We start from the raw sequence: 20,164 nt of genomic DNA, 5'->3' as shown, positions 1-20,164 counted from the left end.
CGCGAAATTACAAGGGGGGGAATGTGTACAGAAGCATTAAATTGCCGCTGTAATTTTACGTGTTGACCTCATGTAATTAATAAAAAAGCCTGTCCTTTTTGGGGACAGGCTCGCTCATTTAGATTTTTGATCAATTATTTCACGCCGATAACCACCAGATTATCCAGGCGCATACCTAAGGTATTGGTAGCCGCCGACCCCATAAATTCGATGGTGTTGGTTGCTGAAGCAGTAATGTTACTTAATTCGACAGTTACAAATTTATTATTGTCTGCGTTGGTAAGCTGGCGACTAGGAACAGTGATGCTTATACCGTTCACTTTAACGCTAATCACATTCACGTCTGTAACCGATGATGCCGAGGCCGCATTAGGGGCCAGATCATATTTAAGTTTCAGCTTAGTGTAACCTGTAATCTGTATGTTTTCGATTTTCAATGAAGCATCCTTAGTAGCCGGAAGCCATAAATGTATATTGTCTGGATAAGCACTGATAGTGCGTAAATCAGCGGTGCCAAAACTGTCGCTGAAAGTCCAGCTTGGATTTGCCCAGCCGCTATAAGCACTAACTTTTGGTTTAGTACTTGCCGAACCGGTACCAAAAGTTTCGGTAAACAATACTTCCTCTGTACCTGCTGGTGGATTAGCTGTCGAATCCTGGCCTACGGTATAAGATCCGGATGGCACATTGGTCCAGTTGGTAATTGTTGCCGATATGGCTGCAGCAACCGGAGTACCCGCCGATCCATTCTTTAACTCAATATCATAAGTGTATTTTTTTCCTTGCTCATACTTGGTGCCTGCAGGTAAGGTCAATTTGAACTGACCAGCAGGAAGACTGAAGGTAACTACCTTACCACTGGCATCTGCTGTTGGCAGCACAATAGCTTCGGCCAGAACAGAGCCGGTCTGAGTAGTGGTTTTTGCACTGATATCGGCAGTTGCTGTTGTATTTGATAATGTACCGGCTGCCAGATCGAAATTAGCTTTGGCATTTTGCCCCGCCAGGCTTACAGTCAGACCATTCAGATCGGCTACACCTGCACCATTTTTAACAGTGAATTCGATTTTTGATAATTGGTGTGCAAATACCAGGTTAGCAAGTGTACTGGTTTTGCTTAAACCAGTTGCGTTATTCGAATAAAGCAGGTCGATAGCGCTCTGATTAGCCTGTTTAGTCACGTCAACCGGATAGGTATTGCCCGAAAGGATTTGTTTGAATGGATAGTAGGCGATGAAGTCTACCGTTCCGTTTTCAGGATAATAAATGGTCTGATCTGTTTTTGATGGCGTAAATGCCCCGTCACCGGTAGTTGAATAAGATTTGTTAGCCGCAAGCACGTTGCTCAGGCCGGTACCTGTCTTCATAAATACGCCGATCGTATCGCCAGCACCCCATTGATCATTCGATGCTTTGGTTTTGATCTGACCATTGATAGAAGCTGTGAATTGCACCGCCTTAGAACCGGTTGGATTGCCACCTTCGTGTTTGTTCTCCTTTTTGCATGAACTGCCCAGAATGAGCAGCGATACGGTTGTTGCCAGCAGGATGTTTTGTTTTTTCATTTGATTGTGTGTGTAAGATTAATTCCAGATTGTGTTATCGATCGTTGTTTTTACTGTTGTAGAAAGTTTTGGGAAAAAAGTAAAGCCTGTTTCTTTTTCAAGGTCACTTACACTGATGCGGAAACTGTTGTAAGTAAGAGGCGACGGGATGATTGCGTTGTTGATCTTAAAACCTATGGTGTAGTACACATCGCCTTTCTTGAGGGCCAGAGCTTTATAGTAATATTTCGGTATAGCCGAACCCTTCGCATAATTGATGGTAGCATCGGTAGCTGTTTTGATAGAAGCACCGGTCACCACATATAGAGTATCACCCTTGCTCATCCAGGTACGTACCTGCGATTCCAGGTTTTCCCAAATACCCTGGTTCATCGAAGATATCTGGGCCGTCATATTGGTATAATAAAAAGTGGTCTGATTCAACGTCCTGGATGCGGTTCGGTCACCGCTTGGAATCTGGTGTCCGCGGTCATAACCATTACCAAAGGAGCTGCTCAGGTCTACTTGTTGGCTTTGGGGAAGGGATGGATCAAATGCCCAGGCGTCTGTTCTTCCGGAGCCGCCGATGTAGGAAGCATGCAGGGGATAAGCCACCCAATAAGCCATTTTATAACGTTTGTCATAAAGCATCGCATAATCCCGCACGTTTGCATTGTCAGGCGAATTATGGAAGATATAGGTCATATTATTATCCGTAGTAATTAACGGTGTTTCCATATAGGCAGAAGTTTGCGGAGGATTTGAGCTTCCTGTTTCCTGATCTAAAGAATAGCTGCCTGAGGGGGTATCTGTCCAGTTGGTGATAATCGCATTCAATGATGCGGCGATACCACTATTGCCGCCAGCTCCCTGTAACTCCACTTCGTAAGTGTATTTCTTGCCCTGTTCAAAGGTGGTACCCGCAGGTAAGGTCCAGGTATAGGTTTTGGCATTCAATACAAAAACTACTTTAATACCAGTTTCATCTGTAGTCGGGAGCACAATGGCCTCCGCTACAGTGAGCCCGTTCTGGACACTGGTTTTGGCCTGGATATCGGATACCTGGCCCTGACCACTTAGAAATCCTGTAGCCAAAGCAAAATTGGCAGTGGTTTTTAAACCAGAGATGGTTGTTCTCAGACCATTCAGATCAGCAACGCCAACACCGTTTTTTACAGTAATCTGAATTTTAGATAACTGGTGTACAAAAACAAGTTGTGCGTTGGTGTTGGTTTTGCTCAAGCCTGTCGCATTATTGGCGTACATCAGGTCAATAGCTCCCTGTGCCGATTGGTCGGTTACATTAACCGGGTAATTGGCGTCGGTTAAGCTTTGCTTATAGGGATAATAAGCAATGAAATCGGCCTTGCTGCCGTCTTCGGGATAATAAATGGTCTGGTCTGTCGAAGATGCTTTGAATGTACCATCGCCAGTGGTCATATAAGATTTGTTGGCGGCTAAAACATTACTTAATCCGGTACCGGTTTTCATAAACACCCCGATAGCATCATTAGCTTCCCAGGAATCGTTTACCGCCTTGGTCTTGATCTGACCACTGATGGTAGATGAGAATTGAACTTCGGCCTGGCCGACGCCAGGCACATCTTTTTTGTTGTCTTTTTTACAGGCACCGACGAACATCAACAGCAGTGCAAAAGCAGGAATTTTTAAGGATTTAATACGCATATTTATTTTTAAGTGATTAGCAGGTTAATGACCTAAAACGGTAGGGGCGGAGTTTTAGATAAGGTCAGCAGTTGTATCCAAAGGCTTAACAAGTTTGAGCTCACAAAGAAAACGCCGGAATGTAGCCTTGAGGTTAAGCCGGTGACAAGATTTTGTTAACTTGAAAAAGTTTTTTAATTACTGATAATCAGATTTATATGAAATTATTTCCCTGCGCTATAGTCAAAAAATAGGGTTGATGATATAACAATAGTTAACAATTTGATAATAAAAATACTTGACGGATAGATGTAATTTTGCAGGCCAGGAATTCAATGAATCTGAACAATAATTATTGTGGCTGATAGATTTGTCTTCTCCTGATTTTATGATGTTGTCACCGGGCAACAGAGATTACTGTTCATGAAATCCCTAAAACATAATTTTTTTCTGTTTTTTATTTTTCTCTTTCTTAGCGCCTCATTATCTTGTAAAAAGGAGGGAGCGATAAAAAAAAGCATTGCAAAGAAGACTGTGTTGGTATACATGGAGGCCAACAACGATTTGAGATATGATGCCCTGAACAGTATCAATATGATGGAAAAAGGCGCCGGTGCATTAGACGGAACTTTACTGGTCTATATCAAAACAAACAGTGCGAATTCCTACTTGCTCAAGATCAAAGCTGATGCTGATGTGAACAGGATCGTTAGTGATACCGTTAAAGTATTTAATAGCAGCAATCCTTCGGATGCTCAGTTTCTTCATAATGTAGTTCAATATGCACAGGCCGAGTTTCCGGCGCAAAGTTATGGTCTTATCCTCTGGTCGCATGCTACATCCTGGGCTCCTCCCTCCGGTCAGCTCAAAACTTTTTCATTTGGCGAAGATTCGGGAAAAGAAATGGATATCATAGACCTGAAAAATGCCTTGCCCGACAATCTGGAATTCCTGATCTTCGATGCATGCTCGATGGGTGGCGTTGAGGTGTTGTATGAGTTTAAGGACAAGGCCAAATATATTATTGCTTCTCCCACAGAAACGCTATCCGAAAGCTTTCCTTATCAAAATATCGTTCCGTTGCTTTTTCAAACACCAGATCATTTGAGCGACGTAGGCCAGGCCTACTATAATTATTATAACGCCTACACAGATGACCGGCGTTCTGCGACAGTAGTATTAATTAAAACCAGCGAACTGGCTGACCTGGCTTCGCAAATGAAGACGCTGATGCTTAGCCATAAAAAATATGGTGACGCGCTGATAAGTGCTGGTGTCCAGCGTTTAGATTATACGGCTAATTTTCCTGTCCCTAATTATGATTTCGGTGATTTCTTAACGCACAATTTCGAGGCTGCAGATCTGAATGGTATTAATCAAGCTTTGGGCAAAGTTATCTTATACAAGGCGGCTACTCCAAGCTTTTTAGGAGTGCCTATCAGGAAGTTCTCCGGGTTAACTAGTTATATCCCTTATCAGGGAGATAAAAACCTGACCTACTATAAAAAATTACAATGGTACACCAATGCAGGACTTTCGGTTTTATTTGATCAATAAGTGATAAAACAGCTGTACTTCCGTTTAGAAGACCGATCTTTATGACTTTGCAAGCCAAATTGGTTCTATGAAAAAGTATCTTACCTTAATTTTTTTATTTTTTTATTTTTCTGTCGATGCACAATCGGTCAATACTTATTTGGACAAAATCAGGAATAATCCGGCAAAACTTACAGCCTTTTTCTCACAAATGCCCAAAGGGGGCGACCTTCATCATCACTACAGCGGTTCAGTTTATGCCGAAACGTTTATTAAATACGTTATTGAAAAGGATTATTTTCTAAATAAGCAGACGCTGGAAGTAAACAACAGGAAAACTTCCGAGGATGAGAACTGGACAAAATTCAGCACGCTGGAAAAAGATGGACAACTATCAGAATATAAATTTAGGCTTCTGCAAAAATGGTCTATAAAAGACTATAACCAGGTAAGTATCCCTTCAGATAAGCAATTTTTCGAAACGTTTCCGAATTTTAGTATTGCCAGCAGAAATGATGTGGAGACAGGGTTACTGGAGATAAAGAAACGCGCGATCGATGAACATGTGAGTTATATAGAAACTACGTTTTTTTCACCGGCATGTGGTCGTACAGATGATGTAAGCTTACAGTTTGACCCCAAACTTCAGGTGGTATTAAAAGAAAAAAATGTAACGCACTGTCAAGCGATCCTGGATACGGTTTATGGGGAGTTAATAAAAAAAGATATTATCTCCTGTGCAGATAATTTCAGCGCAAATACAATTACTAAAACTCACAGCTCATTACATATCGATGATGATTTGTTTACGATGCGCTACCAGACTTACACCGTAAGGACTTTTGAAGCAACTGAAGTTTTTAAGCGACTATTATCGGCTTTTGATGCAGCCAGTAAAAACCCATTAATTGTGGGTGTTAATATCCTTTCGCCAGAAAATAATGATATAGCGATGCGGGATTATTGGTTACATATGCAGATGTTTAGATATCTCCATATGAAATATCCCGGAGTTAAGTATTCTATGCATGCCGGAGAACTTACACTGGGCCTGGTAAAACCAGAAGAGCTCAACTGGCATATTAATGCAGCTGTATTTGATGCGGGCGCCTCGCGCATTGGGCACGGTGTGGATATGCCGTATGAAACAAATAGTTATGCTTTAATGAACTATATGAAGAAAAAGGGGATAGCTGTCGAAATAAATCTTTCGAGCAACGAATTCATTTTAAAAGTTAAAGAAGGCCGCCACCCTGTTACCCTTTATAAAGAGTTTCAAGTACCAATTGTAATAAGCTCAGATGATGCCGGAGTTTTAAGGACAAACCTAACAGAGCAATATGTATTATTGGCTAACAGATACCCGGAATTTACTTACCAGGACATTAAAGAAATTGTGTACAACAGTATAAAATACTCTTTTATCAAAGAACCGGACATAAAGCAAAAACTGACAGCAAAGCTGGACAAGGATTTTATACAATTCGAAAAGCTTATTCTTGTTACTTCAAAAATGGAACACTAATGTACTTCTGTAGTACTTAAAATCAACTGCAGTTTTGTAGGCTTTCCTCAGCTGGTGCCGTAGTTTAGGAATCAGCTACAGTTATATTGAACTTTATTTATTTGATAGGGTTTACAGCGCTTAAATTGCTATTAAATTGATAAGTCAGGAGACCAGGAAAAAGATTACCGACTTCCTGCTTCACTCACAGTAACACTCTATTCAATTGCTTCATTATTTGCATTTTCTGATTTTGTTAGACTTTGCATGTAAATGCCTGATTTTGCCTGACCGATTTTGCAAGCAGTAATAATATGTTTGCTTAGACGATAGTCGCCCGACATCACCGGATACAGTTGCAAATGGAACACGGATAAGTTTGGGGCACCGTCAACCAATTATAATAATGACTCTTTTCCTGCTGATTGCCCATATTAAATTCATGCGCCATCGTTGAGTATGCATGCTGCTCAGAGTAGGAAATGTCAGTTTGCACATCGTAACAAACTATATGCATCTGATGACGTCATCGGGATCGAAACCAATTTGACAATTAATAATTAATTATGAAACAATTTTTACTTCAATGGAGGTATAGACATCAAGTATTAAAGCTTTGTGCTATACATGTATGGTGCGGCCTTATTTTTACTGTTATAGCAGCTCCGCTTACTTCATATTCAGCTATTAAAAACAAAAAATTCCATCACCTTCCCGAGGAAGTTATTACAGGCGTAGTTACCAGTAAGGGACAACCATTGCCAGGTGTAACTATTGCTGTTAAAGGAATAAAAGGAGGATCAGTTACAGATGCGACCGGACATTTTACAATTAAAGCGAGTACCAACGATATGCTGATATTCAGTATGATTGGGTTTGTTAAACAAGAAGTGCTGGTAGGTGGTAAAACAAACCTTTCTATTGAATTGGTTGAGGATTCAAAATCACTTAACGAGGTAGTAGTGGTGGGTTATGGCACCCAAACAAGGAAAGATCTGACATCATCTGTTGCCTCTGTTAAAGGCGAAGAAATTGCGAGAGTACCGGTAACCAATCTTGATGCAGCGTTGCAAGGAAAAGTAGCGGGTGTTCAGGTGGTTCAGAACTCAGGTGCGCCGGGCGACGAAACTTATATCCGTATCCGGGGTAACGGATCGTTGTTTGGTGAAAACCGGCCATTATATGTAATTGATGGTGTGCCGATGAATAATATTCCTGCTGGAGTATCTCCGCTTGGTGGGGACGGTCAACGGATAACCGCTACCAATGATATTAACCCCAATGATGTGGAATCTATTGAGGTACTAAAAGATGCAGCGGCAACAGCTATCTATGGCTCTCGCGCCGCTGCCGGTGTAATCCTGATAACGACTAAGAAAGGTAAGGCCGGAAGAGCCCGCTTTAATTTCAATGCTTATACCGGTGTGGCAACAGTGAAAAAACGACTTTCCTTACTTAATGCCGACCAATATGTAGATCTGATTACGGAAGAACGTGCCAATGCAAATCTTCCGGTTGACCCTGCAATTGTTAAAACTGGCACCAATACCAATTGGCAGGATGCCATTTTTAGGAATGCACCCATCTCCGAATACAATCTATCTATTTCAGGTGGAGATAAAAATATCACTCATTATTTATCGCTTGGATATCTTGATCAAACAGGCACAATTGTAGGCCGGCAACATTTTAAGCGTTTCAACGGACGGATAAATCTGGAATATAAAGCAACAGATGATTTAAAGATCGGCATAAGTATGAATGGTATGCACTCGTTAAATAATCGTATCGATAATAGTTTTTCCGGCCAATCTGTTCTTGCTAATGCATTGATATATAATCCCAATTACCCGATTTATAATGCTGATGGAAGCTATTATTATGATGTTAACCGCAGAGCTACCAACCCGGTCATGCTGGCTAATAATCTTCGTTTTGTGTCTATTGTTGACCGTTATGTTGGTAATATTTTTGGAGAGTATACTATTCTGCCAAATCTGAAATTCCGGACGAGTTTTGGTATGGATAATCAAGGTATCCAGGATGATCGTTATCAATCTACCCAAATCAACAACCAAAGCGCTGCAACCGGGGCTGCTGACTTTTTTACGCAGTTGCTTTGGCTAAACGAGAATACCCTTACTTATACCGCAAATTTACCCAAAGGACACTCGCTTTCTGGAGTGATTGGCGAAAGTACCCAGGTGACCAGTATCCGCAGAATTGGTGCAGCCGGGAATACCAATGCTACAGATTTGATTGAGGCGATAACCGGTTTTACAAATCGTACAGAAGCAAGTGACTATCGCTCTAAATCCGGATTGCTCTCTTATTTTGGACGTGTCAATTATAATTACAGGGATCGGTACCTGGTACAAGTAGCCGGACGTATTGACGGCTCTTCGCGTTTTGGTACAAACCAAAAATATGGATTCTTCCCAACTATCTCTGGTGGCTGGCGCATTAGTAATGAATCATTTATGAAGAATCAAACCTTCATTGATGATTTGAAGTTACGTGCAAGTATCGGTGTTTCCGGGAGCCAGGAAGGTTTAGGAAATGATTTTCCGTCATTGGCAACCTATGCCACTGGGGTTAACTACGGTACAGAGCCAGGAATTGCCGCCTCGACACTATCAAATAAAGATTTAAGCTGGGAAGCTACCACGCAAACAAACATCGGATTGGATCTTTCCCTTTTCAATAGTCGCATTAACATCACGGTCGACGCTTACCTTAAACAAACAAACCGGTTGATCTTTAAATTGGATCTGCCTTATACTTCGGGTTTCGCCAGAACAAATGGAGCAAACATAGGTAAGCTGCAAAATAAGGGCATCGATATCAATGTGAGTACCGATAATATCAGGGGCAAATTTGCCTGGAGTACAAATTATAATATGTCTTTTAACCGGAACAAGATCACCGATTTACCACAGTTGGTTGTGGGCGATCCCAGCAGTTCCGATTTTACAGAAAGTTTACCGGGGCTTTATGGCACAACACTCCCTACGAGTATTTATCGTGTAGGCGAACCTGTTGGATCTTTTTTTGGCTATAAGAGCCTGGGTGTAAATCCGGCAACTGGAAATATGATCTATCAGGATACGAATGGTGATGGAAAAATTAACGCTGCAGATAGAGTTATCATTGGGAACGCGTTACCTAAATTCACCGGTGGATTTACGAATACTTTCAGTTATAAGGGATTTGATCTTAGCATCTTCCTTTATTTCTCGTATGGTAACCAGGTATATAACCAAACCAGGGCTATCTTGGAGCGCATGGCTGGTTACAATAACGGTAACACAACAACGCTGAATCGATGGACACCTGCTAATACTGTTACCAATGTGCCTAAAGCCGTTTTTAACGATCCGGTGGTTACCAATAGTCTTACCAATGGAGAAATGTCATCACGTTGGGTAGAGAATGGTTCCTTTATCAGGCTCAAAAACATCACATTGAACTACAATATCCCAGCATCTGTTTTAAAAAGACTGCGAATTCAATCGGCAAAAGTATTTCTGAGCGGACAAAACCTTGCTCTATGGACTAAATACTCCGGATATGATCCGGAAGCGCAAAACCAGTCGGTCAAAAATTCACAACTCGGTATTGATTATGCGGTTCAGCCACAACCACGTACCATCAGTGCAGGCATCAATGTTAGTTTTTAATTCATCCATTATGAAAAAGTTTTTAATAACACTTCTTATACCAGTATTTGTACTTAATTCGTGCACCAAAGTACTTGACCAGGTTCCACAGGATAAAATCACGGAAGAAAATTTTTATAAAACCCCTGGTGATGCCGAAGCAGCAGCAACTGGTATTTATGATGCGGCCCAGGCATTATCTACCCAATATCCGGTGGCTTTTGACGCAGCATCCGATTTGGCCAATGCCTTACTAATTAACTACAGTCCATTTTCACAGCATGGAATTACGGTTGACAATGCTATAGTGGCTTCCTATTGGCAAAATAACTATTTGGGAATAGGCCGGTGTAATGATGTACTAAAAAATGTGCCCAATATTAACAGCAGTTTGTTTGCCGCCGGGCAAAAAGAGCGGATCCTGAGTGAGGCTTATTTTATGCGAGCCTATTTTTACTTTAACCTGCTAAAAGCCTTTGGTGGGGTACCACTTGTAACCGTACCTTATGATTCTTTCAACGCTGACTTTACCATAGCGCGCTCTACAACCGATCAGGTATACGCTCAGATCCTTGCTGATCTGAAAAATGCTGAACCTAATCTTCCCTTAAGTTATCCCTCCAATATTGATACCCGGGGAAGGGCTACTCAGGGCGGGGCAAAAGCGCTTATGGCTAAAGTATATTTAGCTATGAAAGATTATACCAACGCGGCGGCAAAAGCGCTTGAGGTAATGAATAACAGTACTTATAACCTTGTAACCGGTGCATCGTCATATGCAGCTATGTTCTCCGCATCATCTAAAAATAGTAATGAATCTATTTTTGAAATTCAATATGTAAGCTCATCATCTGAGAGCAATGGTTTGTTTAGTTTTTATGTACCAACTCCGGCCCCAAGCGGCATTCAGGGAGGCAGTTACCAGATTGTACCTACAGATAAGATCATCAATGCCTTTGAAGCGGGCGATATCAGGAGGACGGTATCAGTAAGCAATAGTCCCGCCACGCCCTCTGTCCCTTATATAGGTAAATATTTAAGACTGACCAATGGTACTGATCCTAATATTATAGCTATCAGACTTGCCGATATTATACTGATACGGGCCGAAGCACTGAATAATCTGGGACAAACTGACGGGGCAACAGATGCCTTGAACATTATTCGGAGAAGGGCGTTTGGATTGCCATTAAACACAGCTTCCAGTCGGGATTTTCCCAGTGCAAATGATACCGTTAATGGTTATAACCTGACGCAGGCTATTGAAAATGAGCGGATGAAAGAGCTGTGCTTTGAAGGACAACGCTTTGATGACCTGGTTAGAACTGGTCGTGCCGCGGCTGTCCTCGGAATCAGTACGAATCAAACTTTATGGCCTATTCCGCTTCGTGAGGTTGGCCGTAATCCTAAATTACAACAAAACCCTGGCTATTAACCCTACTTATTACCATTATGAAAAAGAGCTTAATTTACACACTGTTGTTTTGCTTTACCGGTATAATTACCAATTGTACAAAGCAAATGACCTCAACCAATGATCATTTAAAAGCTATTAATCATCAAAAGAATACCAATTCTGTTAATGATTATACAGTTACCTGGTTTGGAAACAATTTTCCTGCTGTTACTAACTATGTAGGGAATGCTGCCCGGTCAATGTGGGTATCACCAGAAGGTGTTGTTTATACCGCATCTCTTTGGGATGAAAAGGGAAGAAATATAGGCATATACCAAAATGGCAACACTATAGGGGCCATGGGAGGCACAAAAGATTCCCAGGGTAGTGCTATAGGTGGCGATTCAACTTATATTTATACGGCACAGCAAGCACCAAATTCCGGGTACATCGGTCGCTATAACCGAAATTCGAAAACACGTGATCTGCTTTTTAAAGCGAGTAATGGTACGGGAGAAGCTATTCGTGGGATTGTGATTAATGGCAATGAGATTTTTGTAAGTGATTTTGCCGGAAACAGGATTGGAGTATATTCTAAAACCGGTTCTCTGTTAAGAGAATGGACGGTTACAGAACCCGGAGCAATAACTATAGACGGCCAATCTCAATTGTGGGTTACGCAGATGAGCGCGGGGCAGTTAAAAAGTTTTAGTACCAGCGGCGTTGCCGGACCGGTTATTACAATGGGGGCAAATGCCCAGCCTTCTGCACTCTATTGTGACAAGGCGGCCGGCCTGCTTTATGTTGGCGATCAAGGCCCGGATCAAAATATCAAAATTTATACTAACCTGGCATCAACGCCTCAATTACAGGGCACTTTTGGTGTTACCGGCGGTTACCTGGAATCAACTATGGGTATTCGCGGCCAAACCGGAGATAAGCGATTTACCCGGATAGTAGGTATAGGAAAGGATAACACCGGTCAATTATATGTGCTCAATAATCCATGGGGAGGTTCCTGGGATCTGGGACGTAACGGTGCGACGGATATTCATTGTTACGGCGCTTCGGGCAATTTATTGTGGGAGTTACAGGCGCTCAATTTTGAAGGAAATGCCGCTGCTGATTCAGGAACAGATGGTGCCGATTTTTACAGTGCGAACATTTTTTATACCTATAGCGGTACCGGAGGCGGAAGATATAAGGGTAATACTATTGACCCTTTCCGGTACCCATCTGATCCACGTATCAATATCAGTGACCCTTCAAGAGGGTTACACTTCGGGCAGTTTGCCGATGTTGGCGGAAAAAAGATCCTGATTGCCTGCGGTCAGAATCCGGATGTTTTGTATAGTTTTTATTTTAACAGAAACACCGATGGCTATATTGCCATCCCTGGTGATTCATTTACCAAAATACGCAATGGTTTTGCACTGGATTCCCTGGGTAATGTATGGACCTCGCAAGATAAAACCAATGCTATTCAATATTACGAATTAACCGGATTTGGCGGCAATGGAAAACCAACCTGGGCTTCGCCCGTGAGTACACCTGTACCGGCAAGTATAGCCCGTCTCAACCGTTTGATATATTTACCAAATGGCGACCGGATGATATTAGCAGGTGGCAATAATGATTGGACGCTTATCGGAAACCGGATAGAGGTTTATAACGGATGGAAGGCTGGTAACCGCACACCCAATACCGTTATTACTTTAACCAGGGGCCAGGCAAAATCTATGACTGCGGCTGGGAATTATGTATTTGTGGGCTATTATGCGATGCCGAATATCGATATTTTTGATTTGGCTACCGGAGCATTAGTGTTGAGCATGACCAGTAATAATGATGTTTATGTTGGCAATGATGTCGACTCGATGTATGGCATCAGCGCTTACCGTAAATCGAACGGTCAATACCTGATCACGAAGGATGATTATAATGCTAATAAAGTAGTGCTTTATCAGTGGACTCCATGATAATTATAAAATAACCGATAAATATAAATGAATATCATTAAATCGATAAAATACAAAGTTATCCTGTTGCTTCTGCTGTTAAACTATTTAACGGTAGGGGCACAGATGACAGCGCCGGAGCAATGGGTGAACTATGACCTGGTTTTTAATCTTAAAACCGGATTAAGACAATATGATTACAATGTTGCCCTGATTCGTTCAAGTACCAATACAAATGTGCTTTGGCCCGGCGAGCAGGCTCAATATACCATCCAGATTGTTAACAATCTTGCCGAACCCCTGGATGCTAAAGGGAAACTGGAGATTATTCATTACGGCACAAAAGGCAGGCCTAATGATATCTGGCAGCCTGAGGTAGTAAAGTATGCTACCGTTTCTACATCAGATCTGCAGGTATCTTTAAAAACAAAGGGCTTTGTTAATATGGAGATCAAACCCATTATTCCAGCCACCTTTGGAGGCTATGCAATCATTCTTGATCTGGGGAAATATGGCCGCCGACTGATATGCAGCGTAGTAAGAACTTTTACCGCTAACCCCAAACGGCTACAGTATCCCAAGCAATCATTGGACGATATGGATCCCGATTTTCTTCAACGCTTAGGCATTCAGGCAGTTCGGATGGGTATTGATTATTTTCCTACCACAGATGCTGATTATCAGACTAAATTGTCTACCGTCTACGAAAAATTGAAGAAATACAGAGACAGAAATATTACGGTTTTATTGATGTTTGGTGCAGGCACAGCAGAATTACCGCTAGGAATGCCCCGGCCGCTGTTAAATGATGAGGGCATTATGCGTAAAACCAAACAGGACCTGGTATGGGCACCACCAACAGATAAGGATTTTGCTAAGTTCGTTAACCGGTTCTGCGTTGATCAGGGCTGGCCAAATGGGCCAGTTACAGCTGTATCGTTATGGAACGAACCATGGGAGGGAAGCTCTATTTCAGGATGGCAGTCTGATATTCCACGTTACCGGGAAATTTATACAGCTATGGCCAACGCAGTTTTAGATGCCCGGAAAAAAGGTGCTGATGTATTGGTTGGCGGCGGAGATTCCAACTCCAACGCCTGGGATAAGCTTTTTGCCGACGGTAAGATGACCTTTCTGCCTATTTTCGATTTTTGCTCTATTCATTATCAGGGAATGGAATCGCCGAGTATTTACCCGGAATGGGTTAATCGTAAATCGCCCAGAGGGCGGGTTAAAATATGGGATACCGAAAGCTGGGTAGGGAATACAGATGACCGTATCGGACTGACGGTTGCAACCAACAGATCAGCCGGGTACGATCGTTCTATGGGTATTTATGCCGGTTATTTATCTACAGGAGGACGAGGATCCGAACATTTTAAGCAAACTGTACTAACCGATGCCGGACACACAGTAATAGACAGGATTCCGGATGCATGGGCGCCAGCGGTAGGGGTAGGTGCAGTTCAACATTTAATAGGGGAACGTGATTTTAACAGGTTGCTATTTAAAAAAGGCTTACCCTGGGTTATGCTGTTTAACGGCTACGATCAGAACCCTGATGATGGCACGGCTGTAGTAAGTGGCGACATCGGCGAAGCCTTTGGCAACGAACGTTTACTTTTCAGAACGGTAAGAGGTCTTAAAGAAGTTGCAGATAAAGACCGTATTCGCAAGCAACTGGAGGATAATTCCCTTAATTCTAATCAAAAGGACAGTCTATCCCGCTTACTGAAAATACCCCAGCCGCTTTCTGGCGGTATAATGATTCTGCCAGCCGATAAGCATTTCAGGTTGTATGATTTTTATGGTAATATCATAAAACCAAAGGGTAACAGTATTCAAGTCCCATTAAATACACAAGGTTATTATTTGCGAACAGATGGTAGTAAAGGATCCTTTGCGATGCTTATTAAAGCCATGGAACATGCCCGTATTGATGGTTATGAACCTGTGGAGATCATAGCTCATGATATGACAGCCAGAATTGAACAAAAGGCTTCACTTGATCTGCAACTAACTAACATTCTTAATCGTCCGATCAGTGGGAAATTGACGGCGACGCTTTCCAATTTTCAGTTGTCTTATCCAAAGACTATAACCATTGCCCCGCATGAAACAATTACTATACCTGTCCGGATAATCAAGGGGCAATCCAATAATGCGAATGTTTATCCGCTGAATGTCCGTATTGAAACGCCTAAGGATGGTATTGCTGTGCTTGATGAAGATATGCATGTTAATGTTATTTCGCGGATTCCCGTTAAAGTGGACGGAAATCTCGATGAATGGGGGACGGCAATACCGCAAACCGTAAGCAGTAAGGGAACTGAAAATGTAAGTCTCACAGAGGCAGCCTGGTACCCATTTAAAAATTTTGACACTAAGGCCGAGGGGTATGCTAATGGTTACTTTGCCTATGACGATAAGAATTTCTATTTCGCGGCTAAGGTAGCCGATAATACACCTCATCCTGGTACTTACAGGTTTGAAAACAGGCCAGATGATACTTTCTTTTATCCGGATACCTCTTATGTGATGGATATGGATAAAACACTGATAGCCAAAGAGGATAGTGTGCCTCTAAAAAACAATGACAACGGAGCGCTGCAAATGCCCTATGGAAATGGGAGAATTATGCATTTCTGGTCAAGCAGTGATATAGCTTATGCTTTCGGTATCGACATGGATCTGCCTGCACAAAAGTATACAAGAGTATCATTTTATATGCCTAACATCAGGGTTCCTAATGCAACAATTGAAGTGTTTGATGGAGTAAATGGTAAATTTATTTTAAGAAAAAAAATAGATAATTTATGGCAGGGAGCCTACGAAACTTTGGATCTTGCTGGTAAGGTACGGGTAGTTTTCAGAACTTATAACTGGTGGACATCAGTAAAAGTTGCCGGCCTTTTCTTTGATGACTCACCCAGTAAGGAAGTACATGATAAAGCTGTTTTTATCAAAGACGATCTGGACACCAGGGGCAACTGGAAAGGGCTTTATGGAAAAAACGGCTATAATATTATAGGAGTTCCGGGAAAAGTACCTACGGATCTAAAACTTAGCATCCCGGAGGTAAAGGTTAAGCTTCCGCTGCCCTGGCCTGCCGGCGTTCGTCATTATACCTATCGTAAAAATCCGGTAACGCCAGATAATTCCGGGCTCGGTTATTCATTTGATAATGTCATCTTAGCTTTCAATGTATTGCCGGTGGGGACTGATGGTATGCTGGCAAACCCTCCTGGTACAATGCCTCGGTACACAGGTTATAAAGATACGGATTACGAGTATGCCATGAACAGTGTAGCGTCTGAGTATGGAGGAGGAACTGAAATCTGGCGGTTGTTAACGCCTCAACTGAACAGAAAACATTTCTTCCCCCGGCAGCCAAAATCTACCGGCGAAGGGCCTGTAAAAAATGGTCAGTTAGCAATTAAAAGGATTGGAAATACCCTGATTACAGAATGTGCAATTCCCTGGTCAGAAATACCGGATGTACGAAAAGCGTTTGAAAGAGGAGAGAAAATAAAATTATCTTTCCGGGTTAATGATAATGCTTCACCAGCAGCCACTATGGAACTTGCCAAAGACCGAAGTGTGTCTAAAATAAATGCCCGGGCATTTCATCCCGATTGGAAAACACATTGGGCAAACGAAGTGGAATTTAGTTTTGAAAAATGATTTGTAATAAAATTACCGATATTAACCTATGCTGAAATATAAAATATTACTCCTCATTATTTTAACGAGGCCAATTTTCTGTTCTGCCCAAACCGATAAAATCACTTGGGCCGAATTTTATGCGCCATTTCAGAATTCTGGCAATGAGGTATTAGGGCAAAAAAATAATTATCCTTATGTGCGGTTTGTTACTAATGCTGGCAACGTTGTTATTCGTTTAACTTATCAGTCGATACCAAATATTGATATAAAAGGGGAGAAGAGCAAATGCATGCTTTATGGTTTGAATGACGATGGTAAATGGATTGAATTTGAGGGAATCCAATCATCGGGCGATACAGTTATTACACAGTCATTTCAGGGGATTTCACTAGATAGCCACATTCCGGCCAGGAATTTTGAATATCGCTTATTTCTGCCAGAGGGAAAGATGCCGTCTCTTATTGCTATGGGCATTCCGGCACAAAGCCATATCGAGTTAATGCTTCCTCAACCCGAAAAGCAAATTGTTATTTATAAACAGGTTTCAAAAGACAAGCAGAGTATACCAGGAACAGATTGGTCGGCCCGATTAGAAAGAGCATTAGACCGGCCTGCCATGGTTTTAGATCGGAGTAGCGATTGGGAAAGGTTTTTACGTAACGGATTAAAGTCGGAAACAAAAGCTGTTTTTTGGGAGCTTTATGCTCACGGGAATGCTACTGATGAAGCAAATAAAATTATAAAAGAGACCCGTCAAATACAACGGGCAGGAATACCTGTCTTTATTTTTCCAAGTGGGGATACGCCGGTCGGGAGTCAGGGTATATTAAAAGTAGTTGCCCGAAGGATAGCTAATATAAAAGGCATATATCTGTTAGCGAGTCCAACAACAGATAATTGGATCGCTTTCAATACAAACGTACGTTCTGTTTTTCAAGAACCAGATGGCGAAATTTCTACAACGAAGGCCGTAATTCAAAGCCGTGATAGAAATTATAACTGGCGGCAACGCCATGCCGACGAGCTGGCTTTGAGCAAAGAAAAAGCACCAAAAAATATCATATTTGCCAACTCCATCATTCATTACTGGGGCGGTTTGCCACAATCAATCATTGCCCGCGGGCAGGATTCATGGAATGCCTATCTCCAGCCATTAGGTGTTCAGAATATGGGATTTGGCTGGGATAGGATTGAAAATGTGCTTTGGCGAATTTACCATGATGAACTGGATGGTTTTAAAGCAGATCATATTCTGCTCATGATCGGTACTAATAATCTGCAAGTGAACACCAACGACGAAATTATTCAGGGCCTTCGGCAGCTGATTGTTGCTGTTGGGGTACGGCAGCCAAATAGCAAGGTATTAATTTCCGGAATTTTGCCACGACGGAATATGGAAGATAGGATCGCACTGCTCAATCAATCCATCGAAAAGTTAGCCGAAGAAAAGAAGATAACATTTATCAACCCCGGAACCGCTTTGCTCAATAACTCAGGCAAGATCAGAGAGGAATTATTTGGTGATGGTTTGCATCCTAATGCGGTTGGTTATGGTATGCTTGCCCCGGCCATTGCAAAAGCTTTTAGTGAACATTGATTATACCATAAAAAGAGTAAGCATTTGAATTATTGCTTGCTCTTTTTATTTATTACATTAACGATTAAACTCGTCATTATACACCAAATGGTGGCCTTGATCATAAACCCTGATAAAGTCAAGCTGGCCTGACCCTTTAAATCTGCAGAAAAGCCCCCTTATATTTCCAATAGGTGTGTTGTAAACCGTTTTAAACTTAAAAGCATTGTCAATATAAACCATGCTCGTTTTATTTCGGGTTTCAATACGTACAACAGTCCATTTTGATAAATCGACACCTAATGAAGATAGATTGTGAAAATTACCGGTCAGCTGAGTATCCCCAAATTCAGTATCCGCGTATTGGGTACAGCCAGGTTTAACAAATTTGAAACGCCCGCGTCCGCTTTCACCGGTAAATTCCAGGCTGGTATCAAAGCAATCGAAGCCTCCTATGTTTTGACTGTTGCGTAAACGGAACTCTACAGTCATCTGATCACCATCAACATGAAAGTTACGTATGTTGCGATAATCAACCCAATACTCCTCATTGGTATTGATTTGGAGTGTACTTATTATGGCCGGAACAAAGTATAGTGATGTTTTATCGCTGAATTTATCCCGATCAGTTACCACCCTGGCATTCTGGTCGTTATTACCCACATAACAGACCCATCCCTTTGTTGTTACATCAACAGTAGTTTTGGCTAATGCTTTACCATCAGCAATTAACCTCATTTTATAAAAGTTTGGGGTTTTGTACTGATAGGTAAGTTCGCCTTTTGGTGCGAGTAACATTTTGTACTCACCGCCGCTTCCAAAATCTATAAAAGCATTTTTATAATTGATATTGGAAAGGTCATAACTAATAGCTGCCGTAAGCGGAGCATGCCCCGAATTATTTTTTACATTGAAAAAAACCTTTGGCTGATCGATAAATTGATTAAAAAATAGGGTTGTTCCGATAATTAAAACAATTAGCGATACCCCGCTGATTATCCAAAATTTAGTTGTTTTATATCGCTGATTGAGCGTTTTAGGAGGCGTATTAACCGTCTCTTCTGATATACGGATATCATTTGTTTCCGTATCGAAATTTTCTTTCAAAAAATGAGCCCAATCCCTGTATCCCAGGTATTGGACCATCGCGTTTTTTGTAGCTATCTGTGGCTCATAGTTATCGTTTACTTTAAAAATACGTTTTAATGTACGAATGCTGATGGAGACCCTTGTTGCTTCAAAAATCTGATCATGAAGTTTTGTGTAATTGTAATCAATCCAGTCATTGCTTTTCCCCGACTGCATTTTATCCTCGATTAACTGAGTACATTTTAGCAAATAGTCATGGTTCTTCATGTTTAAGTCAGCAATTGTGCAAAAGCATCAATAGTATAATTAATCGGGTTTTAGTTGGCTCTCAAATATGCTAAATGGAATCTAAAATTTATGACAATTCACATTGTTTTTTTACACAACACATTTTTCGCAACCAGCGACTCCTTCCCGTATTTGAAAACTTAAAATCGCTTTGCAATACTACTCCTAAAATCATAAAAATTCATGGCTGGCGTATTCTGCTTGACTATGCCTGAAAATGCATTTAACCTTAAATATGCCGAATTGATAGTTTCGCCATCATAGCCGCTGTTAAGTTATAAAG

At 41.6% G+C, this 20,164-nt stretch carries 10 protein-coding genes; 7 read left to right on the top strand and 3 right to left on the bottom strand.

Annotated features, from left to right (window positions below; translation table 11 throughout):
- Positions 1-134: 134 nt before the first annotated feature.
- Both G7092_RS07985 and G7092_RS07980 read right to left on the bottom strand, forming a co-directional pair.
- Positions 135-1,565 (bottom strand): fimbrillin family protein, encoded by a 1,431-nt coding sequence (locus tag G7092_RS07985; RefSeq protein ID WP_166087945.1) that lies wholly within the window; start codon positions 1,563-1,565, stop codon positions 135-137.
- 18 nt (positions 1,566-1,583) lie between these two features.
- Positions 1,584-3,230 carry a fimbrillin family protein gene (locus G7092_RS07980; protein ID WP_166087943.1) on the bottom strand — a complete coding sequence of 549 codons (1,647 nt, stop codon included), beginning with the start codon at positions 3,228-3,230 and terminating at the stop codon, positions 1,584-1,586.
- Positions 3,231-3,743: 513 nt separating this feature from the next.
- On the opposite strand from G7092_RS07980, the gene G7092_RS07975 reads away from it, so the two are divergent.
- From G7092_RS07975 to G7092_RS07945, 7 genes are all read left to right on the top strand, one after another.
- Positions 3,744-4,766, top strand: coding sequence for a clostripain-related cysteine peptidase (locus G7092_RS07975; RefSeq protein WP_166087941.1), 1,023 nt, complete (start codon positions 3,744-3,746; stop codon positions 4,764-4,766).
- 67 nt (positions 4,767-4,833) lie between these two features.
- A complete protein-coding gene (locus G7092_RS07970; RefSeq protein ID WP_166087939.1) occupies positions 4,834-6,270 on the top strand; it encodes an amidohydrolase family protein in 1,437 nt (478 codons plus the stop codon).
- 545 nt (positions 6,271-6,815) lie between these two features.
- Positions 6,816-9,929 (top strand): SusC/RagA family TonB-linked outer membrane protein, encoded by a 3,114-nt coding sequence (locus G7092_RS07965; RefSeq protein ID WP_166087937.1) that lies wholly within the window; start codon positions 6,816-6,818, stop codon positions 9,927-9,929.
- A 10-nt stretch (positions 9,930-9,939) separates the two neighbouring features.
- A complete protein-coding gene (locus G7092_RS07960; RefSeq protein WP_166087935.1) occupies positions 9,940-11,343 on the top strand; it encodes a RagB/SusD family nutrient uptake outer membrane protein in 1,404 nt (467 codons plus the stop codon).
- A gap of 17 nt (positions 11,344-11,360) precedes the next feature.
- On the top strand, positions 11,361-13,283 hold the full coding sequence (locus G7092_RS07955) for an NHL repeat-containing protein (RefSeq protein WP_166087933.1): 1,923 nt from the start codon (positions 11,361-11,363) through the stop codon (positions 13,281-13,283).
- A gap of 27 nt (positions 13,284-13,310) precedes the next feature.
- Positions 13,311-16,946 (top strand): hypothetical protein, encoded by a 3,636-nt coding sequence (locus G7092_RS07950; protein WP_166087931.1) that lies wholly within the window; start codon positions 13,311-13,313, stop codon positions 16,944-16,946.
- A gap of 28 nt (positions 16,947-16,974) precedes the next feature.
- Positions 16,975-18,525 (top strand): GDSL-type esterase/lipase family protein, encoded by a 1,551-nt coding sequence (locus tag G7092_RS07945; RefSeq protein ID WP_166087929.1) that lies wholly within the window; start codon positions 16,975-16,977, stop codon positions 18,523-18,525.
- Positions 18,526-18,582: 57 nt separating this feature from the next.
- Here G7092_RS07945 and G7092_RS07940 read toward each other — a convergent pair whose 3' ends face one another.
- Complete coding sequence (locus G7092_RS07940; protein WP_166087926.1) at positions 18,583-19,860, bottom strand: hypothetical protein; 1,278 nt, start codon at positions 19,858-19,860, stop codon at positions 18,583-18,585.
- Positions 19,861-20,164 lie beyond the last annotated feature (304 nt).

This window comes from Mucilaginibacter inviolabilis (assembly GCF_011089895.1).
Taxonomy (GTDB): Bacteria; Bacteroidota; Bacteroidia; order Sphingobacteriales; family Sphingobacteriaceae; genus Mucilaginibacter; species Mucilaginibacter inviolabilis.
Note: the sequence above shows the minus strand (reverse complement) of the source record. Positions and strands in the feature narration are given on the sequence as shown.